Genomic DNA, 23678 nt, shown 5'->3' on the forward strand with positions numbered 1-23678 from the left:
CTCAGATCACCGTCCGGAACCCGGCGACCAGCGTGGACTGCACGTGGCGGGTGATCGACTCCCAGAGTCCGGTCACGAGCAGGATCCCGACGACGAACAACAGGGCACCACCAAAGAGCTGTATGCCGCGCTGGCGCGTGCGCAGGGAGGCGGACACCCGCCCGAAGCGTTCGTACCCGGCGGCGATGAGAAGGAAGGGAAGGCCCAGCCCCAGCGAGTAGACCAGCGCCAGGACGACGCCCCGGGTCACGGCCGACTGGTTGTCGGTGGCAGCGGCGAGCACCTGCACGGCACCCAGGGTGGGACCGGTGCAGGGCGCCCACCCCAGGCCGAAGACGGCCCCGAGCAGGGGCGCTCCCGCGAGCCCGGAGGCGGGACGGCGGTGCAGCTTGAGCTCGCGCTGGGAGCCCGCACCGATGAACACCAGGGCCATGAGGATGACGAGCACGCCACCGACCCGCTCCAGCACCTCACGGTGCCGGATCAGGGTGGCGCCGATCCCGGCGATGACCACGGTGGTCGCCATGAACACCACCGTGAACCCGAGGACGAACAGCAGGGCACCGAGCACCATCCGGTGCCGCTTGCGCTCCGCCAGCGACTCGTCGGACAGGCCGGTGACGTAGCCGAGGAACCCCGGCACGAGGGGCAGCACGCAGGGAGAGGCGAACGACACCAGGCCGGCCAGGAGGGCGACCGCCATCGCCACCGGCAGGGCGCCGGAGGTCACTGCGTTCGCCGCGTCGGCAGTCATCAGTCGTCCGTCATCAGTCAGGGGGTTCTACTGCTCGGCCAGGACGTCGTCGACCAGCCCGGTGAGGGTCGACGCCTTCACCTCACCGCTGACGCGAGCGGCGATGCGTCCGGTGCGGTCGAGCACGAGGGTGGTGGGCGGTGCCGTGACCTTGCCCTGCAGCGCGAGGATCGTCAGGCCCGCCGGGTCGTCGAGCGACGGGAAGGGAATGCCCCACCGTTTCGCCGTCGACCGACCCGAGTCGGCGTTGTCGCGGTAGTTGATGCCCATGAAGGCAACCGGCTTGTCGGCGGCGGCGATCTGCTCGGCTGCCTTCCTCAGCTCGGGGGCCTCGCTCTGGCAGGGCGGGCACCAGGAGGCCCAGACGTTGAGCACCGCGACCTTGCCCACGACTTCCTGGGACGACCACTGCTGGTTGTCGAGGGTCGTGCCGGTGAGGGCGACCGGCTTCTGGCGCTTGGCGGCAGGGATCGTCTCGAACGCACCGTCCTGGGAGACGTAGCCCTGCTGGTTGCCCGACTTCGCTTGCGCCGCAATGGAGTTCGGGTCATCCGTGCATGCGGACAGCGACACGACGAGCAGGGGCACCGCGAGCAGCACAGCCGCACGCGGCATGGCGGGACGTGTCATCCGGTGCCGCCGTGGGACTGGGCGAGCAGCGACGCGGCGGGCTCGGAGTAGGTGATCGACTCGAGGTTGTCGCCGACGTAGGTGAGGGTGGTGAGCGAGGCGAGGCGGCACTCGCGCTTGCGTGGGTCGTGCCACAACCGCTTGCCCATCACCGCGTTGCGGGCGGTCCAGATCGGCAGCTGGTGCGACACGATGACGGCCTCGTGGCCGCGCGCGGCGGCCCTGGCGTCGGCGATGGCGGCGGACATGCGCTCGGCGATCTCGGCGTAGGGCTCACCCCACGACGGACGCAGCGGGTTGACCAGCTTGGACCAGTGGGCGGGGCGGAGGAAGTCCAGCGGCTTCATCTCGCCGACGCGCTCACCCTCGAACGCGTTGCCGCCCTCGATCACGCGGTCGTCCGTGGTGACCGGTATGCCGTGCGCCTCGGCGACCGGGGCGGCGGTCTCCTGCGCGCGCAGCAGGGAGGAGGCCACGACGTGGGTGACGTCGTGGTCGGCGAGGTGGTCGGCCACCGTGCGCGCCATCTCGTGACCGAGGTCGGACAGGTGGTAGCCGTCGAGCCGTCCGTAGAGGACGCCATCGGGGTTGTGCACCTCCCCGTGGCGCATCAGGTGCACCACGGTGTGGTCGGTTGCGCTGGTCACGAGTCGATTGTCGCAAACGCCTCGGCGGCGGCCGACGCCGCTGCCGRGATCGCCGCCAGCACCCGGTCGACGGCCCGGTCGTCGTGGGCCCCGCTGACGAACCAGGACTCGAAGGCGCTCGGCGGCAGGTAGACCCCCTGGCTCAGCATCGAGTGGAAGAACGCCGCGAACGCCGGAACGTGCTGGGCCCGCGCCTCGTCGTAGTTGCTGACCTGGCCGTCGCGGAAGAAGACGCTGAACATGCTGCCGGCCCGCTGGATGACGTGCGGGACACCTGCGGCACCGAGGTGTTCGTGGAGCCCCGTCGTGAGCGCGTCAGCCACCTCGCCGAGGCGGGCGTAGAGGGCCGGGGTGCACTGCTGGAGGGTGGCCAGCCCGGCGGCGGTCGCGACCGGGTTACCGGAGAGGGTGCCCGCCTGGTAGACCGGCCCGACGGGTGCGAGCAGCCCCATCACGTCGGCCCGTCCGCCGAAGGCGGCGGCAGGGAAGCCGCCCCCCATGACCTTTCCGAAGGTGAACAGGTCGGGTGCGCCCGCGGCATACCCCTGCTCTCCTGCCTCGAGGCCGAACCACCCGGCCTCGCTGCACCGGAAGCCCGTCATCACCTCGTCGGAGATGAGCAGCGCACCGTGGGCGGCGGTGATGCGACGCAGCCCCTCCGTGAAGCCGGGCGCGGGCGGGACGACGCCCATGTTGCCGGGGGACGCCTCGGTGATCAGGGCGGCGATCTCGGCGCCACGCTCGGCGAAGGCGGCTTCGACGGCGTCCAGGTCGTTGAACGGCAGCACGATCGTCTCGGCGGCCATCTCCTTGGGCACCCCGGCCGAGTCGGGCAGCGCGAAGGTCGCGACGCCCGAGCCGGCCTGAGCCAGGAGGGAGTCGACGTGTCCGTGGTAGCAGCCGGCGAACTTCACGACGAGTGAGCGCCCTGTGTAGCCGCGCGCGAGCCGGATGGCGCTCATCGTCGCCTCGGTGCCACTCGACACCAGGCGCACTTGCTCGACCGGAGCCACCCGCCGGACGATCTCCTCGCCGAGGGCGACCTCGTTCTCCGACGGGGTGCCGAAGGAAAAGCCCTTGGCCGCCGCCTCGGTGACCGCCCGCTGGACCTCCGGGTGGCCGTGGCCGAGGATCATCGGCCCCCACGAGCAGACCAGGTCGACGTACTCACGGCCGTCGGCGTCGGTGAGGTAGGGGCCCTGGCCGGACACCATGAACCTCGGCGTCCCGCCCACGGCCCGGAACGCGCGGACCGGCGAGTTCACGCCTCCGGGCGTCACCGCCAGAGCCCGCTCGAGGAGCGCCTGCGAGGCCGGTGCGTCGAAGGGGTATGCCGTCATGGTGCCAGTCTCCCAGCCGTACCTGAGCGCTTGCGCCCCTGGGGGTCAGGCGCTGCCCACCCGGCGGGCCTCCGCCTGGGTGTGGACCTCGTGCGCCACGGCTTCGCGGGCCACCGCGGGGTGGTCACCCTCGTCGCCGCCCGGCGCCAGGGCCGTCCGAATCGCGTCCATCGCCTCGCCCAGGGCCTTGAACAGCGGCGCCGGGACAGGGTCGATGACCGAGCGCCTGACGCTGGCGACGTGCACCCGGGCCATGTCCTGGACGGCCTGCCACCCGGGGTCCGTGAGCACCAGCTCCACCCCCCGCCTGTCGTCGAGGCAGGACTCGCGCACCACCCAGCCACGCTTCTCGAGGCGCGAGGCCGTGTGGGTCAGGCGGCTGCGCGACTGCACGACCAGGTCGGCCAGGCTCGACATGCGCAGTCGCCGGCCGGGGCTCTCGGAGAGCATCGAGATGATCTCGTACTCCGTCAGCTGGACGCCGTGCGACTGGAGGTCGTGGTCGAGGGCCTCCTCGATCAGGCGGCTCCCCCGCAGGTAGGCACGCCAAGCCCGCTGTTCGTCGTCGCTGAGCCACTGCGGCTCACCGGTGGGAGTGCTCATGAGCGTGAGTATGGCATCCCAAGCGATAGTTGAAATATAAATGAGGTCTGCTATGTTCGAAGAGATGAAGCGTTCGGGAACTGCCCGGTCGCACCCCCCACCACAGGAGACCCCCATGGCAAGCATCAACGACCTCCCCGCCGGCACCTGGACCGTCGACGCCTCGCACAGCGAGATCGGCTTCGTCGCCCGTCACCTCATGGTCACGAAGGTCCGCGGCCAGTTCAAGGAGTTCGAGGGCACCGTCAAGGTCGGCGACGACATCACCGACTCGCAGGTGACCGCCGTGGCCCAGATCGCCTCCGTCGACACCGGCTCCGCCGACCGCGACACCCACCTCAAGTCCGGCGACTTCTTCGACGCCGAGGCCAACCCCACCATGAGCTTCACCTCGACCGAGGTCACCCCCGACTCGCTCACCGGCGACCTGACCATCAAGGGCGTCACCAAGCCGGTCACCTTCGACCTGGAGTTCACCGGTCTGGCCACCGACCCGTGGGGCAACGAGAAGGCCGGCTTCGAGGCCAGCGCCGACATCAACCGCAAGGACTGGGACCTCGGCTGGAACGTCGCCCTCGAGGGTGGCGGCGTGCTCGTCTCCGAGAAGGTCAAGCTCAACCTGGACATCCAGCTCACCAAGGCTGCCTGACCCAGCGCTTCACACACAGACTGACGACGGGCCGGTTCGGGGGAACCGGCCCGTTCGTCATGTCTGCCCCTCCCCGACTTGGTGCCGCCAGATCGTCACCTCTCCGACTTGTTGCCGGCAGATCGTCACGAGGGGCCCAGAACCAGCGCTCCGTGACCACCAGAGCGCAACAAGTCCAGGCGCTCGCCGACTTGTTGCCGGCAGATCGTCACGAAGGGCCCCAAATCGGCCCTCCGTGACCACCAGCGCGCAACAAGTGAGGTGTGCCGCCGTGCCGGCTCAGGGGCGCAGGAGGCGGGCGGCGTCGACCGCGAAGTAGGTGAGGATGACCTGGGCCCCGGCGCGCCGGATGGTCAGCAGCGACTCCATCATCGCCGGGTCGCGGTCGATCCAGCCGTTGGCCGCGGCCGCCTCGATCATCGAGTACTCCCCCGAGATCTGGTAGGCCGCCACCGGCACGGTCGACACCGCCGCGGCGGCCGCCACGATGTCGAGGTGCGGCCCGGCCGGCTTCACCATGACGATGTCGGCGCCCTCGACGATGTCGAGCTCGAGCTCGCGCAGGGCCTCGGTCGCGTTGGCCGGGTCCTGCTGGTAGGTCGCCCGGTCACCCTCGAGCGAGGACTGCACGGCCTCGCGGAACGGGCCGTACAGAGCCGAGGTGTACTTCACGGCATACGCCAGGAGAACGGTGTCGGTGTAGCCCTCGGCATCGAGCGCCGCACGGACGTGGGCGACCTGGCCGTCCATCATCCCCGAGAGCCCGAGCACGTGGGCGCCGGCGCGGGCCTGCGCGAGGCCCATCGCGGCATACCGCTCGAGCGTGGCGTCGTTGTCGACCCGTCCGTCCTCGGACAGGACCCCGCAGTGGCCGTGGTCGGTGAACTCGTCGAGGCACAGGTCGGCCATCACGACGATCCGGTCACCCACGGCGTCGGCGACCGCTCGGAGCGCCACGTTGAGGATGCCGTCCGGGTCGTCGGCGCCGGAGCCGACCGCGTCCTTGGACGTCGGCACGCCGAAGAGCATGAGCCCGCCCAGCCCCGCGTCCGCGGCCTCGCGGGCGGCGATGACCAGCGAGTCCACCGTGTGCTGGACCACGCCGGGCATCGCCGAGATCGGCTGCGGCTCGTCGATGCCCTCGCGGACGAAGACGGGCAACACCAGCTCGGCCGGGTCCAGCCTCGTCTCGGCGACGAGCCGGCGCATGGCCACCGACTGCCGCAGCCGACGGGGCCGGATCACCGGCCCCACCGGCTGCGAGTGGTCAGTCATGCGGGACGGCTACTTCGCCCGGCGGCGTGACGCCGACTTCTTGGCGCTGGGACGCACCACGGGCTCGCCCGCCTCCGCGGCAGCGGTTGCCAGCCCCAAGCCGTAGTCGGCCAGCGCGTCGACGAGCGAGTCGGACGACGCCTCGGGCGCGAGGACGTCGACCCGCAGGCCGTGCTCCTCGGCCGTCTTGGCCGTGGCCGGACCGATGCACGCGATGACCGTTGACGGGTGCGGCTTGCCGGCGATGCCGACCAGGTTGCGCACCGTCGAGGACGACGTGAACACCGCTGCGTCGAACTGCCCACCCTTGATGGCCTCACGGATGTGGGCGGCCGGCGGAGCTGCGCGCACCGTGCGGTATGCCGTGACGTCGTCCACCTCCCAGCCCATCTCCTGGAGGCCGGCGACGAGGGTGTCGGTGGCGATGTCGGCGCGCGGCAGGAAGACCCGGTTGATGGGGTCGAGCACCTCGTCGAACGGCGGCCACTCCTCGAGCAGCCCGTTGGCGGACATCTCGCCGGACGGCACGAGGTCGGGCACGATGCCCCACTCGCGCAGCGCGGCGGCGGTCACACCACCGACCGCAGCGATCTTGAGCCCGGCGAAGGCCCGCGCGTCGAGCCCGAACTCCTCGAACTTCTCCCGCACGGCCTTCACGGCGTTGACCGAGGTGAACCCGATCCACTCGTAGCGACCGGTGACCAGGCCCTTGACCGCACGCTCCATCTGCTGGGGCGTGCGCGGCGGCTCGACCGAGATCGTGGGAACGACCTCGGCGGTCGCACCGAAGGACTCGAGCCGGGCGATGGTCGAGCCGGACTGCTCCTTGGTGCGGGGCACCAGGACGTTCCAGCCGAACAGCGGCTTGGTCTCGAACCAGGACAGGTTCTCGCGGAGAGCCACGGTCGTGCCGACCACCGCGAGGGCGGGGAACTCCAGGGTCTTCATGACCTTGGCGACCTCACCCAGGGTGGTGACGCGGGTGGCCTGGCGGATCGTCGTGCCGCGCTCGGTGAGGGCCACCGGGCTGTCGGCCGACCGACCCGCCCCCAGCAGCTTGCCCAGCGCGACACCGAGGTCCTCGGGCTGGCCGAGCAGGACCACGGTGACCGAGTCGGCCACCGAGGCAGACCAGTCGACGTGCCGGTCGTTGGCGGAGATCACGTGCACGGCCGGCGAGCTGCTCGACGTCAGCGGGATGCCCGCGTAGGCCGGGACGGCCGAGACCGCGCTGACCCCGGGCACGATGTCGAAGCCGATGCCGGCCTTCTGGCAGGCGAGGGCTTCCTCCGCGAGGCCGTTGAAGGTGCCCGGGTCGCCGTCCATGAGCCGGACGACCAAGCCGCCGGTGGCGGACTTGGCGGCCTTGACGACGAGCTTGGCCCTCATGGCGTGGGTCAGTGGCTGCCCGTGCTCGCCGTGGCCGGCGTCGATGATCTCGACGTCCGCACGGCAGTAGCGGGCAACGACGTCCTCACGAGCCACCTGGTCGATGACGACCACGTCGGCTGCGGCGAGGAACTCCAGGGACCGCACGGTCATGAGTCCGGAGTCGCCGGGGCCGGCGCCGACGAAGGCGACGCGTCCCGGGACCCGGCTCTGACGAGGGGTCTGGTGGGTGGTGGGCTGGGTCGAGCGCGTGGGGCTCACAGTGCACGCTCCGTGCTGTCGTGTTCTGGGTGGCGGTCGGGGGCGGCGAGCGGAGCTGGTCCGTTCGCCTCGGCTGGGTCTGGTGTCAGGCCGTCGGTGGCGGCGCTCGAGGGACCCGTGCCGGGCGGCACCGGTCGGGCAGGGGGGCGGTCCTCGGGTCCCTGCAACAGGTCGGCGCCGTCCTCGAGCAGCACGGCGGCGAGCCGGCGGCCGAGGGCCTCGCCGTCGTCGACGCCGCCCACGAGGGACCGGCGCAGGTCGAACGACCCGTCGACGGCACCGACGAAGGCACGCAGGGACAGCTCGAGCCCGTCCTCACCCTCGACGATCTCGGCCAGCGCTCCGACCGGTGCCGAGCAGCCGGCCTCGAGGGCCGCGAGGACAGCACGCTCGGCCGTCACGCACGCGCGGGTGTCGGGGTCGTCGAGGACCTCCAGCGCGGCGCGGGTGATGTCGTCGTCGGCCCGGCACTCCACGGCGAGTGCACCCTGGCCGGGGGCGGGCAGCATCTGGAGGGGGTCGATCGCCTCGGCGACCTCATCGAGCCGCCCGAGCCTGGCCAGACCCGCGCGAGCCAGCACGACGGCGTCGAGGGCGCCGTCCCTGACCAGCCCGATGCGGGTGTCGACGTTGCCGCGGATGTCCTTGAACGACAGCCCGAGCCCGAGGGCCGCGAGCTGGGCCACGCGCCGCGGCGAGCCGGTGCCGACGACCGCGCCCTCGCCGAGCTCACCGAGGGTGCGACCGCCCGAGGAGACCAGCACGTCGCGCGGGTCCTCACGGACCGGGAGGGCTGCCACGACCAGACCGGGCTCGGGCGTGGTCGGCAGGTCCTTGAGCGAGTGCACAGCGAGGTCGACCTCACCCGCGAGCAGGGCGCGGCGAAGGGCGGCCGCGAACACCCCGGTCCCGCCGATCGAGGCGAGCGAGGCGGTCGACGTGTCTCCCTCGGTGACGATCTCCACGAGCTCGACCGCATGACCCCGGGCGCGCAGCAGGTCGGCCACCCCGGTGGACTGGGTCGTGGCCAGGGGGCTGCGTCGGGTGCCCAGACGCAAGGCGAGGGGTGCGGCGGCAGGTGCGCTCACGGCATACCTCCACGCTCTGGCGGGGGCACGGACGCGGTGACGGCTTCGCCGGGACGCAGGTCGAACAGCTCACGCAGGGCCTGCGCGTAGTCGGCGCCCTCACCGCCCACGGCGCGTTCCTTCATGCGGACGGTCGGGGTGTGCAGCAGCTTCTCGACGATGCGGTGGACGGCGAGCTGGACCTCTGCCCGGGCGACGTCGTCGAGGTCGGGGAGCCGCTGGTCGAGCCGGTTGAGCTCGCCCGCGACGACGTCGGCGGCGTGGGACCGCAGCGCCGCGACGGTCGGTGCGACGGTCTCCGCCGCCCGCGAGGTGAGGTATGCCGCGACCTCACCGATGACGAGGTCCGCCACCTCGCGCACCTGGGGCGGGGTCTGGCCTCCGGAGAGCTCCTCCCCCAGCGCACCCAGCCCGGCGAGGGTGACCCCACTCAGGGAGGCGACCTCGGGGGCGACGTCGTGGGGAAGGGCGAGGTCGATGTAGGCCTGCGGGCGCCCGGCGCGGGCCACCTGGGCATCGCCGGCGGTGGCGAGGTCGACGACCACGCCGGTCGACCCGGTGCAGGAGATGACGACGTCGGCGCCGGCCAGGGCAGCCGCGAGGTCGTCGAGGGGGCGAGCGGTGCCGCCGGTGCGCTCGGCGAGCCGAAGTGCCTTGGCCAGCGTCCGGTTGACGATCGTGAGGCCAGCGGCGCCGCGGCGCGAGACGGTCGTGGCGGCCAGCGAGCTCATGCCTCCGGCGCCCACGACGAGGACCTTGAGCCCGGCCAGGGACCCGAGCTCGCGTTCCGCGCGGGCCAGGCCGGCCTCGACCAGGGAGACGCTCACGGCGTCGATCCCGGTCTCGGTGTGGGCGCGCTTGCCGACGCGCAGGGCCTGCTGGAAGAGGGTGTTGAGGGCGGGGCCGGCGTGGCCGTACTTCTGCGACTCGCGCAGGGCGGTGCGCATCTGGCCGAGGATCTGGGCCTCACCGACGGCCATCGAGTCCAGGCCACAGGCGACCGTGAACGCGTGCGCGATCGCGCGGTCCTCGTAGTGCACGTAGAGGTGCTCGCGCAGCTCGTCGCGACCCACGCCGGTGACCTCGGTGAGTGCGTCCGAGATGTCGGTGACCGCGCCGTGGAAGGTCATCGACTCGGCATAGACCTCGGTGCGGTTGCACGTGGACACGACGATCGCCTCGGAGAGGTTCTCGCGGCCGGTGAGGCCGGCGGAGAGCGCGCGGCGGCGGTCGGCGTCGAGCGACATGGCCTCGAGGAGGGGCAGCGGCGCGGTGTGGTGGGACAGGCCCAGGATGACCAGGCTCATCGGCCGACCGCCTGGGCCACGTGGTCGAGCGAGCCGGCGGAGACCTGGTCGAGCGCGCCCTCGGCGGCCAGCGCCCTGCGCTGCTCGTGGAAGGCCAGGATCTGCAGCTCGGTCGACAGGTCGACCTTGCGGACGTCGACGTCGTCGGGCACGACGAGCACGCACGGGGCGAAGTTGAGGATCGAGCGCACCCCGACCGCCACGAGCTGGTCGGCCACGTCCTGCGCCGACGCGGCCGGCGTCGCGATCACGCCGATGGCCAAGCCCTGGTCGGCCACCAGCGACGCGAGGGCGCCCATCGGCTGCACGGTGATCCCGGCGATCTCCTGCCCCAGCAGGGCGGAGTCCTGGTCGAGCAGGGCGACGACGCGGAACCCGCGCGTGGCGAAGCCACTGTAGGCCGCGAGCGCGTGGCCCAGGTTTCCCATCCCGATGATGGCGACCGGCCAGTCCTGGGTGAGGCCGAGCTCGCGGGAGATCTGGTAGGCGAGGTGGTCGACCTCGTAGCCGACCCCGCGCACGCCGTAGGACCCGAGGTGGGACAGGTCCTTGCGGAGCTTGGCACTGCGGACGCCCGCGGCGGAGGCCAGCTCCTCGGAGGACACCGACGTGATCCCGCGCTCCGCGAAGCCGGTCAGGGCTCGGAGGTACTCGGGTAGCCGTGCGACCGTGGCGTCGGGAATACCCCGACGGGCGCTCGGGTCGGCAGACACAGTCTCTTCCGGCTCCTTCTCATCACGGGCAGTCCGCGCCTGGCTGGAGCGGATGGGAGCCCGGCCAGATTACGCTTTTGTGAACGGATGCACAAAGTCACAAGCGTCCGTCCCAGGACCCGCGTGATCCACGTCACTTCGTGCTCGTGAGCGCGCTCCTCAGCCGGGTCTCGTCGACCCGCCAGTAGTCGTGCTGGCCCCCGTCCACGAACGTGACGGGGATCTGCTCCCAGTACTGCTCCCTGAGTGCCGGGTCGTCCTCGATCGACAGCTCCACCCAACCCACCCCGAGGTCGGCGGCCACGCGCTCGATGACGGCCCGCGCCTCATCGCACAGGTGGCACCCCGGTTTGCTGACCAGGGTGATGCGCACCTCGGCGGGCGTGGGGGTTGCGGACACACCCCGAGCGTATGCCGCGTGGGCGCCACGGCCGCTGCCCGCCGCCGCTCGCGGTAGCGGGCGCCTCACCCGCCCCACGGGGCTCGCTGGACACCGCGGCATACCGAGATGTGTCGCAGGTCTCCTGACAATCTGGCAGATATCGGGGAAACTGTCCGATCAAGGAGGCCCCGATCCGGATTCGTGCACCACGCAGCGCCGCGAGACGACTCGCGGTCCCTCGTGCTGCCCACTGGGCCGGAGACCAGGGTCCGCTCTGGGCAACGAGCCGCCCGGCCTTCGGTTACGCCACGGTGGGCGACCACGGCATCGGAGCGGCCACGGCGGACTTCCTCGGCACCCTGCGAGTGCTGCTGAGCCTCGCCGGCGAGGCCGGCACGGCCGGCACCCTGTCGGGAGGTGGCCACGAAGGTTCAGGCGGCGGTTCGGCTGCGCGCGCCGGCTTCGGGCCGGGTGAGGCGCCCCAGGACTTCGAACGCATCTCCGCGCTGGTCGAGCTGGCCCAGCGTGGCGACGCCGAGGCGTTCGGGATGCTCTACGAACGCTACGTCGACGTCGTCTACCGCTATGTCTACGTGCGGGTGGGAGGCAAGCAGCTGGCCGAGGACATCACCTCGGAGACCTTCCTGCGTGCACTGCGCCGGATGGACTCCTTCTCCTGGCAGGGCCGCGACATCGCGGCCTGGTTCATCACCATCGCGCGGAACCTGATCACCGACAACGCCAAGTCGGCTCGCTTCCGCATGGAGGTCACCACCGCCGACATGCTCGACGCCGACCGTCGCGTGGACGCCCCCGACCAGGAGGTGCTGGACCGGCTGCGCGACCAGCGCCTGCTCGCCGCCGTCAAGGGTCTCAAGCCCGAGCAGGCCGAGTGCGTGGTGCTCCGGTTCCTGCAGGGACTGACCCTCGCGGAGACCGCCAAGGTCCTCGGCAAGTCCGAGGGCGCAGTGAAGCAGCTCCAGCTGCGCGCCGTGCGCGCCCTGCACCGGGAGCTCGCTGATGTCGACATCTGAGACCCGCAGGTTTCGCTACGTGGCGACGCGTAACTTCCGGCATCGCACCTCGTTCTCAGCACGACACACGTTCGGTGACAACACGCTCACCGACCACATGACCGGGGACATCATGACCGGGGACACCGCAGGGCTGGGGAGGGAGAAGCCGACATGCCAGTACTGAACCGTTCGGCAGACCGTTTCCAGCGCGCCCTCGAAGGCGAGCGGATCACCGATGCGCACCTCGTCGAGCTCGTCGAGACCAGCCGCCACCTCGTGGACCTCGTCCCGACCATCCCGGCTCCGGACACCGTCTTCGTCACGACCCTGCGCGAGCGGCTGATGGCCGAGGCCGCACGGATGCCCGCGCCCAGCCCGGTCGCCGCCAAGGCCGCGGCCTCCCGTCGTGCCGCCTCCCGCAACACCCCCGTCGTGGTCCTGGTGGGTCGTGGCCTCCCCCGCCTGGTCGCCGGCGCCGCCGCCTCGGCGCTGCTCGTCGGCGGCATCGTGGGCGCGGTCTCCCGCAGCGCGGTGCCCGGTGACGCGCTGTACCCCGTGAAGAGCTGGCTGGACGGCGTGGCCGTCCGGCTCGCCGACAACGACTTCGACCGCGGCCGGACCTACCTGTCCCAGGCCCAGGGACACATCTCCGATGCCCGTCAGCTGGCCGAGGCCGACCGCGAGGACCCCACGGACGTCGACGTCGCGCTCGAGGGGGCCATCGACACCGTGCGCAAGGGGCGGCAGGCGCTCGACACCTCGTATGCCGCGACCGGCAACCCCCAGTCCCTGCTCGCCATGCGCGACTTCACCGAGCGGGCCCTCCCCCAGATCGACGCCCTGAAGGCCGAGGTGCCCGCCCCATCGCTGCTGACGCTCGGGCGGCTCGAGGCCCTGCTGCGCGACACGCAGGAGAGCACCTCGCGACGGATCGCTGCCTGCGGCAGCTCCTGCAGCGCGGATCTCGCGTCGACGGTCGGCCCGGGTTCGCTGCCCGGCGCCACGACCACCTCGGGTCCCTCCGCGTCACCGACCAGCGGCGCGTCCGGTGGCATCACCGTGCCCAGCACCGCCGTGACGGCACCGGCGGGCGGCGTGCTGCCCGGCGGCTCGAGCGGCTCCGGAGCGGTCGTCGGAGGCGGTGGCGGCAGCGCCAGCCTGTCGACGGGCGGCGCGAGCGTGCGCCTGCCGACCGTCAGCGCTTCGGTGCCGGGAGTGCCCTCCGCCAGCGCCACCGTGCCGCTGCCCTCGGCGTCACTCGGCACCGGAGGCGGCAGTGTCGCGGTCCCGAGCAGCACCCTCGGCCCGGTCACGCTGCCCGGCGTGACTGTCACCCTGCCCTGAGTCACGCTTCCCTGAGTCACGCTGCCCTCAGTCACGCTGCCCTGATCCAGCCCCGTGGGCCAGGCCCCGTCAGAAGAAGACGGAACGGCGCTGCATGAGCAGGGAGTAGAGCGTCTGCTGGATGGTCTCGCGCACCTGGTCGGTGAGGTCGAAGACGAGCATGGGGTCGTCGGCGGCGTTCGGCCCCAGGTCTGCGGTCTCCACGGGTGCGCCGAACTCGATGATCCACTTGCTGGGCAACGGGATCAGCCCGAGCGGGCCGAGCAAGGGCCAGGTGGGCGTGATCGGCGCGTAGGGCGCCCCCAGCAGCCGCGCAACGGTCTTCATGTTGCCGATGATCGGGTAGATCTCCTCGGCGCCGACGATCGAGCACGGGATGATGGGCGCGCCCGTCTTGAGCGCAGCGGAGACGAAGCCGCCCCGCCCGAACCGCTGGAGCTTGTAGCGCTCGCTGAACGGCTTGCCGACTCCCTTGAAGCCCTCGGGCCAGACCCCGCACAGCTCGCCGCTCGACAGCAGCCGCTCGGCGTCGGGGTTCGCGGCCAGCGTCGAGCCCGACTTGCGCGCGACCTGGCCGACGACGGGGGTCTGGAAGACCAGGTCGGCACCCAGCATCCGCAGGTGACGGTGCGCAGGGTGCTCGTCGTGGACGGCCACCTGGGTCATCAGCGAGTCCATGGCGATCGTGCCGGAGTGGTTGGCGACGACCAGGCCGCCGCCAACGGTCGGGATGTTCTCGATCCCGCGGACCTCGACGCGGAACCACGACCGGTAGAGCGGCCGCAGGATCGGCAGGTAGAAGTGCCTGGTGAAGTCCTCGTCGAAGCCGAACTCGTCGACGGTGTAGTCGCCCGTCACCCGACGCCGCACGAACGACAGCAACGAGGCGATGTGGCGCTCGACGTCGTCCGACGAGATCCCCGCCGCCTCCGAGGCAACCCGGACCGCAGCGATGCCCGCAGTCAGCAGCTCCTCGACTCCCGGCGCGATGCTGCGAGAGGTCGCCGGTTCCGGCACGTCAACCGGCACGACGGTCTCGTCCGTCACCGCCTTGAGGGTGCGCACCTTGGCTTCAGGGGTATGCCGCTCTCCTGACGTGGCCGCACCCGTCACCTCCCGAGGTGGCCGGGCGGGCTTGGCGGCCTTGCTGGGCTGGGTCGTGCGGGCGCCGGAACGGGACACCGCCTTGCGGCTTGGCACCGCCTTGGCCACCGGGCTCGGGCGGTGTTTGCCACTGGCCGTCGAGGGGGTGGTCGCCGAGGCGGCCGATGCCGACGCAGATGCGCGTGCGGGAGCGGGAGCTGTCGTGGGAGCGGCAGCTGCGGGGGCAGCCGGGGGGGTCGACGCGAGCAGGGGCGTGCTGCGGCGCTTGGCGCGTTCCCCGGATGCCCTGGCGGCGCCCGCTGCGAGGGCGCCCTTGCGCGCGGTGGGTTTCGCCGGCTTCTTGGGCGTCGAGGCCATCAGTCGTTCCTCCCTGCAGCCCACACGTGGCTGATCGCGCCGGCGGCACTCTCCGCGGCGCCGGTGACGGCCGACCCGAACATCCCGGCCCCCGGGATCGCCGAGCCGACCCCCTGCGCATAGTCGGCGAAGGCAGCCCGCGTGGTGTAGTCCGGCTCGTACCCCAGAACCTCACGCATCCGTCGGGTGTCCAACCCGCGACCGAAGGCGAGGAACTGGATCTGGTCGCTGCTGAAGTCGGCGAGCCCGGACCGCTTCACGAGGTTTCCGAAGATGCCCGCAGCGGGCATCGGCACGGGGATGATCGGTCGGCCGGCCATGCCCGCCGCCTGGCTCACGGTGATGACCCCGTCCCCGGCGATGTTGGTGATGCCCGTGCTCGGGCCGGTGGTGGCGAGCAGCAGCGAGCCGATCGCGTCGCTCTCGTGCACGAACTGCAGGCGGGCGTCGTAGCCGAAGGGCACCGGCACGACGGGCAGGGCGAAGTAGTCGGTCAGGGACGTGCGGATGCCCCGACCGATGATGTTGGCGAAGCGCAGCATGGAGATCTCGACGTCGGGACGGCGGCGCGAGAAGCCGCGGACGTAGCCCTCGACCTCGACCGAGTCCTTGCCGAATCCCGCTCTGGGCAACGACTTCGGGCCCATGTCCTCGGTGAACATCGCAGGGTCGCGCGGGCTGGAACCGTAGATGGCCGCGGACGACTTCACGACGAGACGCTTGATGCTGGACGCCTTCTGGCACGCAGCAAGGAGCTGCATCGTGCCGATGACGTTGATCTCCTTCATCGACGTGCGGCCACCGGCGCCGGTCGGCGTCGCGATGACGTTCATGTGCACGACGGTGTCGACCTCGGACTGCGCGATGATCTTGCCGATCATCGGGTTCCGGATGTCAGCGCGGACGAAGTCGGCCCGGCCGATGTCCCCTGGCGGGGGGATGACGTCGACGCCGATGACGCGCTTGACGGTGGGGTCCTGGGTCAGGGCCCTGGCGAACTGCCCGCCGAGGTAGCGGGAGACACCCGTCACGAGGACGACCTCAGCCACGATCCCTCCCGCGGGGTCCGATGGTCGCGAGGCTCGCGACCCGTGCCAACCCTACCGAGAGCCGTGCCCCGGCCGACGGGAGTGCGCCTTCCGTGGACGCGTGCCTCGTCACACTTTCGGACTGCCGCACTCCTACCCCCGCTCAAGACAAAAGGCCCCCGCTCAGCGGGGGCCCTCGATCACTTCTTGTTGCGGCGCTGGTGGCGCGTCTTGCGAAGGAGCTTGCGGTGCTTCTTCTTCGCCATGCGCTTGCGGCGCTTCTTGATGACAGAGCCCATGGTGTCCTCTTGATCGTGGTCGGTGTTGCCGGACGGGGCAACGAACCAACGCACCACGCCGAACTGTGGACGTCACTCTAGCGGCCCGCGACCCTGCAACCCAAACCCACGTCCAGGCAAGGCCCCCGAGGCGCACGTGGCGGGGATCCGCCACCACGAGGGCGTCAGCCCGACATGACCAGCCAGTAACCACTCGTGGGGAGCCCTCGTTGTCAGGCCACCCGGGCCAACGAGGGCCCGCAGAGCGCAGGAGACGTCGACCATGTCCCGCAGGCACCCCTCTGTCAGACCACTGGGAATCGGGGTGTGCCTGCTGACCGCGGCGGCCACCGCCCTCCCCCTGTCCACCGCGTCCGCCGCCCTTCCCGGTGCACCGGTCCTCCCCGCGCTCGGCGACACCGTCGACGCGCTCGGCAGGACCCTGGACACCCGGGCGGTGAAGGACGCCGTCGTGCCCACGACGTCGGCCCGCAACGCCGCGTCCGCCCTGCTCGCCAAGGCCGGCAGCGGCACTCGTGCCACCTGGGACGAGCGGTTCGGCACGCTTCGCTCGGTGCGCACCGACGGTTACCTCACGTCGGCGACCACCGGCACCGCCGTGGACGTCGCCCGTGGCTGGCTGCGCACCAACGCCGCGGCCTTCGGGCTCACGACCGCCCAGGTCGACTCGCTCGCCGTGGTGCGCGACCACGCCCTGCCCACCACCGGCACGCACGTCGTGGACTTCGTCCAGACCGCCGACGGCGTCGCTGCTGCGCGCGGAGGGCGGCTCAACGTCGCCGTCACCAAGGACGGCAGAGTCCTCTCGTATGCCGGCGACCCCACCCCGGGTGCGAACCTCACCGGCGGCTGGGCGCTCGGCGAGGCAGCCGCGCTGCTGAAGGTTGCCGGTGGCCTCGCACCGGACGTGTCCTACGCCCCCAAGGCGAGCGGCACCCAGGCCGGCTACACCACCTACGCGGCCGGACCCTTCGGCGGACCGTCGTACGTCAAGAAGGTGACCTTCGGGACCAAGGCCGGCCCTGTCGCGGCATACAAGGTGTATTTCATCAAGAGCCCGCAGGAGGCCTGGGAGGTCGTCGTCGACGGCACCACCGGGCGCACCCTCTACCGGACCTCCGTTGTCGACTTCGAGGGTGACCCGCAGGGAACGGTCTACGACAACTACCCGGGCGCGGCCAAGGGCGGCCAGCCACGGCAGCAGTCGTTCGGGCCGACGACGCAGTCGCCGAAGGGCTGGGTCGACCCGACCGGGCTGCTCGGCACCGGCGTCACGACCTACGGCAACAACGCCGACACCTATGCCAACTGGTCCAACTTCATCGGGCCGGTGGACAACGCCCCGCGCCCGGTCGCCCCGACCGGGAACTTCAGCTACACCTACACGAACCAGTGGGCGGCCACCAAGGGGCAGACGGTCCCCCCGTCCTACGCCGAGGACCTGAACCCCGCTGCGACCAACTTGTTCTTCCAGCACAACAGGATCCACGACGAGTACTACGACCTCGGGTTCACCGAGACCGCCGGAAACTTCCAGCTCGACAACGGGAGCAACGGCGGCAACGGCGGTGACCCGGTCCGAGGGCTGGTCCAGGCCGGTGCCGCGTCCGGTGGCAACCCGACCTACACGGGCCGCGACAACGCCTACATGCTCACCCTCGACGACGGCATCCCCCCGTGGAGCGGCATGTTCCTGTGGGAGCCCATCGACGACGCCTTCGAGGGGCCGTACCGCGACGGCTCGTTCGACATGAGCGTGATCCAGCACGAGTACACCCACGGCCTCTCGACCCGTTACGTCGCGGGCGGCAGCGCGCTCGGCTCGCAGCAGGCGGGGTCGATGGGTGAGGGCTGGTCGGACTGGTACGCCCTCAACCACGGCTTCAAGACCGGGCTGCTCACCCAGCCGATCGTCGGCGACTACGTCACCGGCAACCCCACGCGGGGCATCCGCAACTGGAACTACGACCAGAACCCGACCACGTTCGGGGACATCGGCTACGACCTGACCGGTCCGGAGGTGCACGCCGACGGCGAGATCTGGACGGCGACCCTGTGGGACCTGCGCAAGGCCCTGGTGGCTCGCTACGGCGCCACCCAGGGAGCCGAGGTCGCCGCCCGCCTGGTCACCGACGGCATGCCGCTGACCGCACCGGACCCGAGCTTCCTCGACGCCCGTGACGGCATTCTCTCCGCCGACCTCGACCGCTACCACGGTGACAACACCGACCTCATCTGGTCGGTCTTCGCCAAGCGCGGTGCGGGCGCCGGTGCCCACTCGAACACCGGTGACGACACCGACCCCACCCCCGCCTTCGACCACCCCTCAGCGGCCAAGAACGGCACGGTCGCGCTGACCCTGGTCAACGCGACCACGGGTCAGCCGATCAACAACGCCAAGGTGATCCTCGGCCGGTTCGAGGCCCGGGTCACCCCGCTCGTCCGCACCGGCTCGGCGGGCGGCGCCAGTGTCAAGGCGCTGGCCGGCACCTACCCGCTGACCATCCAGGCACCGGGGTTCGGCGTCCAGACCATCGACGCCTTCGCGGTGACCGCCGGACGCAACACGGCCAGGACGATCAAGCTGGCCCCCAACCTGGCCTCCACGGCCGCAGGTGCGCAGATCGTCAACGTCTCCAGTGAGGACGACGGAGCCCCCGCCAAGTTCGCCTTCGACGACACCGCCGCGTCGGTGTGGTCCACGAAGCCCGGCGCCACGGCATACAACGCCGGTCCGGACCAGCGGGTGACGGTGAAGCTCGCGGCTCCGGCCACGGTCAGCAGCCTGCGCGTCAGCGCGTTCAAGGCCACCAACGCCTCACGTTTCGTCGCCCTGAAGGACTTCACGGTCCAGACGTCGACGGACGGGGTCAGCTGGACCACGGCCCGCACCGGTGGCTTCGCGTATGCCGCGCCGCGGCCCACCGCGCCGGACCTCAACTTCGCGACGTTCTCACTGGCTAAGCCGGTGAAGGCGGGCTACGTCCGGTTCTTCATCGACTCGGTGCAGGGCAACACGTCGACGTCGGCCCAGGTGGCGGACATCGAGGTCTTCGGGGCCGGGGCGACCGTCGCCAACGGCTCGGTCACGCCTGACCCGGCCTATACCGACTCGGGCACGATCGTCGCGCCCAACCCGGCTGCCGGTGACCCGACCGGTCTGCAGAACGTGTTCGGGGTGACCGGCACCGAGATGAACACCGCGTGCACGTTCCCGCCGGCCAGCCAGGGTGCCGACGGCTGGGTCACGAAGTTCCCGCTCGGGTTCTCCGACGGGCTGCACTCGGTCTCGGTCAAGGGCACCAGCGACGCCGACGCGACAGTGGGCCACGACCTGGACCTGTACTTCCTGGACAGCGCCTGCCAGCTGACGGGCTCTGTGGCGACGTCTGCTGCCGACGAGTCGGCGGTCATCCCGCCCGGCTCGGTCTACCTGGTGACCCAGCTCTACACCGGGGCGAACGTGAAGGTGGACGTCACCGCGGTCGACAACCGCTGACCGCTGCTCCGCCCGCGTCAACGGACAGGGTGGGCCGGGACTTCTCGTCCCGGCCCACCCTGTCGTCGTGCGGTCAGCACCAATCAGGCGGTGTCGACGTAGGACGTGCGCAGGTACTTGTGCACGGCGTCCTCCGGAACCCGGAAGGACCGTCCCACGCGAATGGCGGGAAGCTCTCCAGCGTGCACCATGCGGTACACCGTCATCTTCGACACGCGCATGATCGAGGCCACCTCGGCAACGGTCAGGAACCGCACCTCGGCGAGCTGTCGCTCGTTGGACATGATTACCTCGATCTTCTACACGCGCGCATCRCCGGCTTCCCGTCCGGCGGACCTCTACGCTCGTGCAGAAGGAACTGTAGGGGCTGATGTGACTCGTGGGGAAGCCAACGGGGAAAACTCTTTCGACTTGTCCAGTCGACACGCCGCCAGGGTCCTGTGAATCACAGAGGTGTCACTCCGCCGGCGACCCCGGTCAGTCGAACCAGACGTCCAGGCCGTGCAGCCCGAAGACCGACTCACGCGTCGCCATGATGGCCCGGTCCACCTCGTCGTGGGGGTTGTAGCCCATGTCCCAGGGCTGGTGCCAGATCGGACCGTCGGCCGGGTCCAGGTCGCCCATCCGGCGGGGACCCTCGCGGCCGAAGGCCTGGCGCACGTGGTCGAGCCAGTCCTGCGGCACCTGCTCGGTCAACGGGATCGGGCGGTGCGCAGCGATCGCGGTCAGGTGCGTCCACGTCCTCGGCACGACGTGCACGAGCTCGTAGCCGCCGCCACCCAGGGCGACCCAGCGCCCGTCGCAGACCTCGTGGGAGAGCCGGTGCAGCGACTCCGCCGCCGCCCGCTGGGCATCGACCGACATGGCCAGGTGGGCCAACGGGTCCTGGGCGTGGGTGTCGCAGCCGTGCTGGGTGACCAGGACATCCGGCTTGAACGCCCGCACCAGGGGCAGCGCCGTGGAGTGCAGCGCACGCAGCCAGGCGGAGTCGCCCGTGCCCGGCGGCAGCGCGATGTTGACCGACTCGCCCTGCGCCTTCGGCCCCCCGATGTCGCCCGCGAAGCCGGTGCCGGGAAACAGCGCCCGGCCGGACTCGTGCAGCGAGATCGTCAGTACCCGCGGGTCGTCCCAGAAGATGCGCTCGACGCCGTCGCCGTGGTGCACGTCGATGTCGACGTAGGCGACGCGCTGCGCACCGTGGTCGAGCAGCCACTGGATGCCCACGGCGATGTCGTTGTAGATGCAGAACCCCGCGGCGTTGCCGGCCATGGCGTGGTGCAGCCCGCCACAGAAGTTGACGCCGTGCTGGGTGCGTCCCTCCCAGACGTCGGCGCACACCTGGCGGGTGCCCTCGACCACCCGGGCACTCGCGTCGTGCATGCCGGGGAAGGCCGGGTCGTCCTCGGTGCCGAGTCCGTAGGCCGGATCGGCCGACGACGGGTCTGCCGACGCCGCCCTGACCGCCGCCACGTACTCGGCCGTGTGCACGGTCGCCAGGACGTCGTCGCCCGGCACGTCCGGGGAGAAGACCTCGACGTCGTCGGGATCGAAGACACCGAGGGCGTCGCAGAGCCGGGCCGTCAGGTCGAGACGGACCGGGTTCATGGGATGACCCGGTCCGAAGTTGTAGGCGGTGAAGCCGGGATCCCAGACCACCCGCACCTGTGAGGGCATGGGCCGACGCTACCGGGCGGGGGGTCATCGCGGACAGCACGGTCCCACCTGCAGGGACGCGCTAGCGTGAGAGGTCTCACCATCCCCGATGCCGCGGAGGACCGCAGTGGCGAAGAAGCTCTACGAGGACGACGTCCTCGTCATCGGCCTCGGCCGGTTCGGCAGTGCGGTCGCGATCGAGCTGACGAAGCTCGGGCACCACGTCGTCGGCGTCGAGCGCGACCCTCACCTCGCGGAGTCGTTCCTGGGCAAGGTGGGTCGCATCGTCCAGGCCGACGCGGCCCAGCCGCAGTCGGTCGCCAACCTCAAGGCCCGCAGCTTCCAGATCGCGGTCGTCGGCATCGGCTCGTCGGTCGAGGCCTCGGTGCTGTGCGCGATGAACCTCGTGGACGCCGGCATCCCCACCATCTGGGCCAAGGCGCTCTCCCCCGAGCACGCCCGCATCCTCGAGCGCATCGGCGTCCACCACGTCATCTCCCCCGAGGTCGACAGCGGCCGCCGCGTCGCGCACCTGCTCAACGGCAAGCTGATGGACTACATCGAGTTCGACGACGGCTTTGCCATCGTCAAGATGAAGCCGCCGCAGGAAGCCATCGGTTTCACGTTGAAGCAGAGCGCGATCCGCAGCAAGTACGGCGTGACCATCGTGGGCGTGAAGGCGCCCGGCAGCGACTTCACGTATGCCGTGCCCGAGACCAAGGTGACGGCCCACGACACGTTGATCGTCAGCGGCCCGACCGACCTGCTCGACCGCCTCGCCGCACGCCCCTAGCCAGCCGTTCCTCCACCGCCAGGCGAGGTATGCCGCGTGGCCGGCCACGCGGCATACCTGCCGGTCAGAGGTTGGGGACGCCGCGGTCCTCGCCGAGGGGAAGCACCATGGCGACCTCGTCCTCCGCGTCGTCGTCACCCTTGACCCGCATCGGTCGGCGGCTGTCGGTCGGGCGGAAGCCGAAGCCGCTGGCGAAGGCGACCGCGCGGCCGTTGTCCACCCCCACCCAGTAGGCGAGGTGGCTGCGGCCCTGCTGGCGCGCGGCGTCGGCGCCGGCCTGCACCAGCTGGGTCGCCACACCGGTGCCTCGGGCAGTCGGAGCCACCCACAGACCGAACAGCTCAGCGACCTTCTCGTTGTCCTTCTCGCCCTCCTGGCGGGCTTGGCCGACGCTGGCCACCCCCACCGGAGCCCCGTCCTGCTCGGCGATCAGTCGCTGGGAGCGGCGCATCCTGCGACGCCAGAAGTCTTCCTCGTAGCCGCGTTCCTCGTCGGCGCTCGCCACGAAGGCGTCGGGTGACTCCTCGAGCGCGCTGAGCCGCACCGATCGGTACTGCTCCCACTCGTCCTCACCCAGTGACCGCACGGTGATGTCGCTCATGGACCCACTCTCGCATGATCCACGCGGGTTCGGTCAGGTGGGTTGCTGGGTGTTCACCCAGAGCCGACTGGGAGTTCCCCGAGCACGCCGACCGTCCCCCACCCGGCCGGGTGGGTCGGTGCGRCAGTCCCTCAGTCGTTGCCCGAGGCGAGCTCGTGCGAGCGGTTGGCGGCGGCCTCCATGGCCGTGATGAAGGCGGCCCGCACCTTGTGGTCGTCGAGCTGGCGCAGCGCGGCGGCCGTCGTGCCACCGGGCGAGGTGACCTGTTCGCGCAGGACGGTCGGGTGCTGGCCGGTCTCGCGCATCATCGTCGCCGCACCGAACAGCGTCTGGACGACGAGCTCCGTGGCGGTCGGCCGGGGCAGCCCCAGCACCACGCCCGCCTCGATCATCGCCTCGACGACGTAGAAGATGTACGCCGGTCCGCTGCCGCTGATCGCGGTGACGGCGTCCTGGTGCTTCTCGGCGACCTGGACGACGCGACCGCACGAGCGCAGCAGCTCGGAGGCCTCCTCGAGGTGGGCCGCGTCGGCACTGCGACCGGGGCTCACGGCCGCCATCCCCTGGTCGACCAGGGCCGGGGTGTTCGGCATGACCCGGACGACGGCGACCCCGGCCGGGAGCCGGTGCTCGAGGTAGGCCGTGGGGATGCCCGCGGCGAGGCTGACCACGAGGTTTCCGGGCGAGACGTGGTCGCGGATCTCCTCGACGAGCCCGCCCATGTCCTGCGGCTTGACGACAAGGACCAGGGTGTCGGCGGCCTCTGCCGCCGCGATGTTCGACATGGCACGCACGCCGTACTGCTCGGCCAGCTGGTCGGCCCGGTCCGGCCGACGAGCAGTGACGATGAGGTCGTCAGCGCTGCGACCAGACCGGATCAGCCCGGACAGCAGCGTCTCGCCCATCACGCCGGCACCGAGGATTGCGACAGTTCCCATGGCGGCAG

At 71.1% G+C, this 23678-nt stretch carries 23 protein-coding genes; 5 read left to right on the top strand and 18 right to left on the bottom strand.

All coding sequences use genetic code 11. The features are described 5' to 3' along the window. Position 1 precedes the first annotated feature (1 nt). The 5 genes from AC1DXJ_RS04580 to AC1DXJ_RS04600 are packed head-to-tail and all read right to left on the bottom strand — an operon-like array spanning position 2 to position 3974. Positions 2-754 carry a cytochrome c biogenesis CcdA family protein gene (locus tag AC1DXJ_RS04580; protein ID WP_477636400.1) on the bottom strand — a complete coding sequence of 251 codons (753 nt, stop codon included), beginning with the start codon at positions 752-754 and terminating at the stop codon, positions 2-4. A gap of 27 nt (positions 755-781) precedes the next feature. Beyond that, entirely contained in the window at positions 782-1384 is a 603-nt protein-coding gene (locus AC1DXJ_RS04585) for a TlpA family protein disulfide reductase (protein WP_477636401.1), read from the bottom strand. Continuing rightward, entirely contained in the window at positions 1381-1995 is a 615-nt protein-coding gene (locus AC1DXJ_RS04590) for a histidine phosphatase family protein (RefSeq protein ID WP_477613912.1), read from the bottom strand. The genes AC1DXJ_RS04585 and AC1DXJ_RS04590 overlap by 4 nt, the downstream gene beginning before the upstream one ends. Positions 1996-2027: 32 nt before the next feature. Next, on the bottom strand, positions 2028-3371 hold the full coding sequence (gene hemL, locus AC1DXJ_RS04595; protein ID WP_477636402.1) for a glutamate-1-semialdehyde 2,1-aminomutase: 1344 nt from the start codon (positions 3369-3371) through the stop codon (positions 2028-2030). A 45-nt stretch (positions 3372-3416) separates the two neighbouring features. Then, on the bottom strand, positions 3417-3974 hold the full coding sequence (locus AC1DXJ_RS04600) for a MarR family winged helix-turn-helix transcriptional regulator (RefSeq protein ID WP_477633252.1): 558 nt from the start codon (positions 3972-3974) through the stop codon (positions 3417-3419). A gap of 115 nt (positions 3975-4089) precedes the next feature. On the opposite strand from AC1DXJ_RS04600, the gene AC1DXJ_RS04605 reads away from it, so the two are divergent. Next, a complete protein-coding gene (locus tag AC1DXJ_RS04605) occupies positions 4090-4623 on the top strand; it encodes a YceI family protein (RefSeq protein WP_477613751.1) in 534 nt (177 codons plus the stop codon). A 279-nt stretch (positions 4624-4902) separates the two neighbouring features. Here AC1DXJ_RS04605 and hemB read toward each other — a convergent pair whose 3' ends face one another. The 6 genes from hemB to AC1DXJ_RS04635 all read right to left on the bottom strand — a co-directional run bounded on the left by hemB (position 4903) and on the right by AC1DXJ_RS04635 (position 11056). Then, positions 4903-5898, bottom strand: a complete 996-nt coding sequence (gene hemB, locus AC1DXJ_RS04610; RefSeq protein ID WP_477636403.1) for a porphobilinogen synthase — start codon at positions 5896-5898, stop codon at positions 4903-4905. Between the two features lie 9 nt (positions 5899-5907). Further along, a complete protein-coding gene (locus tag AC1DXJ_RS04615; protein ID WP_477613753.1) occupies positions 5908-7548 on the bottom strand; it encodes a bifunctional uroporphyrinogen-III C-methyltransferase/uroporphyrinogen-III synthase in 1641 nt (546 codons plus the stop codon). After that, positions 7545-8636 (bottom strand): hydroxymethylbilane synthase, encoded by a 1092-nt coding sequence (gene hemC, locus AC1DXJ_RS04620; protein WP_477636404.1) that lies wholly within the window; start codon positions 8634-8636, stop codon positions 7545-7547. Before hemC ends, AC1DXJ_RS04615 begins: the two co-directional genes overlap by 4 nt. Continuing rightward, positions 8633-9943, bottom strand: a complete 1311-nt coding sequence (locus tag AC1DXJ_RS04625) for a glutamyl-tRNA reductase (protein WP_477636405.1) — start codon at positions 9941-9943, stop codon at positions 8633-8635. Before AC1DXJ_RS04625 ends, hemC begins: the two co-directional genes overlap by 4 nt. Continuing rightward, the gene (locus tag AC1DXJ_RS04630) at positions 9940-10656 is read right to left on the bottom strand and encodes a redox-sensing transcriptional repressor Rex (protein ID WP_477633255.1); all 717 of its coding nucleotides are present in this window, start codon (positions 10654-10656) and stop codon (positions 9940-9942) included. The genes AC1DXJ_RS04625 and AC1DXJ_RS04630 overlap by 4 nt, the downstream gene beginning before the upstream one ends. Before the next feature lie 133 nt (positions 10657-10789). Then, complete coding sequence (locus AC1DXJ_RS04635; RefSeq protein ID WP_477636406.1) at positions 10790-11056, bottom strand: glutaredoxin family protein; 267 nt, start codon at positions 11054-11056, stop codon at positions 10790-10792. A gap of 293 nt (positions 11057-11349) precedes the next feature. Between AC1DXJ_RS04635 and AC1DXJ_RS04640 the strand changes: the two genes are divergently transcribed. Both AC1DXJ_RS04640 and AC1DXJ_RS04645 read left to right on the top strand, forming a co-directional pair. Continuing rightward, positions 11350-12072, top strand: coding sequence for a sigma-70 family RNA polymerase sigma factor (locus tag AC1DXJ_RS04640; protein WP_477636407.1), 723 nt, complete (start codon positions 11350-11352; stop codon positions 12070-12072). Between the two features lie 153 nt (positions 12073-12225). Next, positions 12226-13398, top strand: a complete 1173-nt coding sequence (locus AC1DXJ_RS04645; protein WP_477636408.1) for a DUF5667 domain-containing protein — start codon at positions 12226-12228, stop codon at positions 13396-13398. A 69-nt stretch (positions 13399-13467) separates the two neighbouring features. On the opposite strand, the gene AC1DXJ_RS04650 is transcribed toward AC1DXJ_RS04645, so the two are convergent. From AC1DXJ_RS04650 to AC1DXJ_RS04660, 3 genes are all read right to left on the bottom strand, one after another. Beyond that, positions 13468-14859, bottom strand: coding sequence for a lysophospholipid acyltransferase family protein (locus AC1DXJ_RS04650; protein ID WP_477636409.1), 1392 nt, complete (start codon positions 14857-14859; stop codon positions 13468-13470). Then, positions 14859-15908, bottom strand: coding sequence for an NAD-dependent epimerase/dehydratase family protein (locus tag AC1DXJ_RS04655; protein WP_477636410.1), 1050 nt, complete (start codon positions 15906-15908; stop codon positions 14859-14861). Before AC1DXJ_RS04655 ends, AC1DXJ_RS04650 begins: the two co-directional genes overlap by 1 nt. Positions 15909-16087: 179 nt before the next feature. Then, positions 16088-16186, bottom strand: a complete 99-nt coding sequence (locus AC1DXJ_RS04660; protein WP_003792170.1) for a 30S ribosomal protein bS22 — start codon at positions 16184-16186, stop codon at positions 16088-16090. A gap of 262 nt (positions 16187-16448) precedes the next feature. Between AC1DXJ_RS04660 and AC1DXJ_RS04665 the strand changes: the two genes are divergently transcribed. Continuing rightward, positions 16449-19685: a M36 family metallopeptidase gene (locus AC1DXJ_RS04665; RefSeq protein WP_477636411.1), complete on the top strand. Its 3237-nt coding sequence runs from the start codon at positions 16449-16451 to the stop codon at positions 19683-19685. Positions 19686-19768: 83 nt separating this feature from the next. Here the strand turns inward: AC1DXJ_RS04665 and AC1DXJ_RS04670 are convergent, their stop codons facing one another. Continuing rightward, positions 19769-19969, bottom strand: a complete 201-nt coding sequence (locus AC1DXJ_RS04670; RefSeq protein WP_056915613.1) for a helix-turn-helix domain-containing protein — start codon at positions 19967-19969, stop codon at positions 19769-19771. Positions 19970-20162: 193 nt separating this feature from the next. Beyond that, complete coding sequence (locus tag AC1DXJ_RS04675) at positions 20163-21359, bottom strand: acetoin utilization protein AcuC (RefSeq protein ID WP_477636412.1); 1197 nt, start codon at positions 21357-21359, stop codon at positions 20163-20165. An 88-nt stretch (positions 21360-21447) separates the two neighbouring features. On the opposite strand from AC1DXJ_RS04675, the gene AC1DXJ_RS04680 reads away from it, so the two are divergent. Beyond that, complete coding sequence (locus tag AC1DXJ_RS04680; protein WP_477613764.1) at positions 21448-22131, top strand: potassium channel family protein; 684 nt, start codon at positions 21448-21450, stop codon at positions 22129-22131. 64 nt (positions 22132-22195) lie between these two features. Here the strand turns inward: AC1DXJ_RS04680 and AC1DXJ_RS04685 are convergent, their stop codons facing one another. Continuing rightward, complete coding sequence (locus AC1DXJ_RS04685) at positions 22196-22732, bottom strand: N-acetyltransferase family protein (protein ID WP_477633261.1); 537 nt, start codon at positions 22730-22732, stop codon at positions 22196-22198. Positions 22733-22863: 131 nt separating this feature from the next. Continuing rightward, positions 22864-23670 (bottom strand): pyrroline-5-carboxylate reductase, encoded by an 807-nt coding sequence (gene proC / locus AC1DXJ_RS04690; protein ID WP_477636413.1) that lies wholly within the window; start codon positions 23668-23670, stop codon positions 22864-22866. Positions 23671-23678 lie beyond the last annotated feature (8 nt).

This window comes from Pedococcus sp. P2_D9 (genome assembly GCF_056404275.1).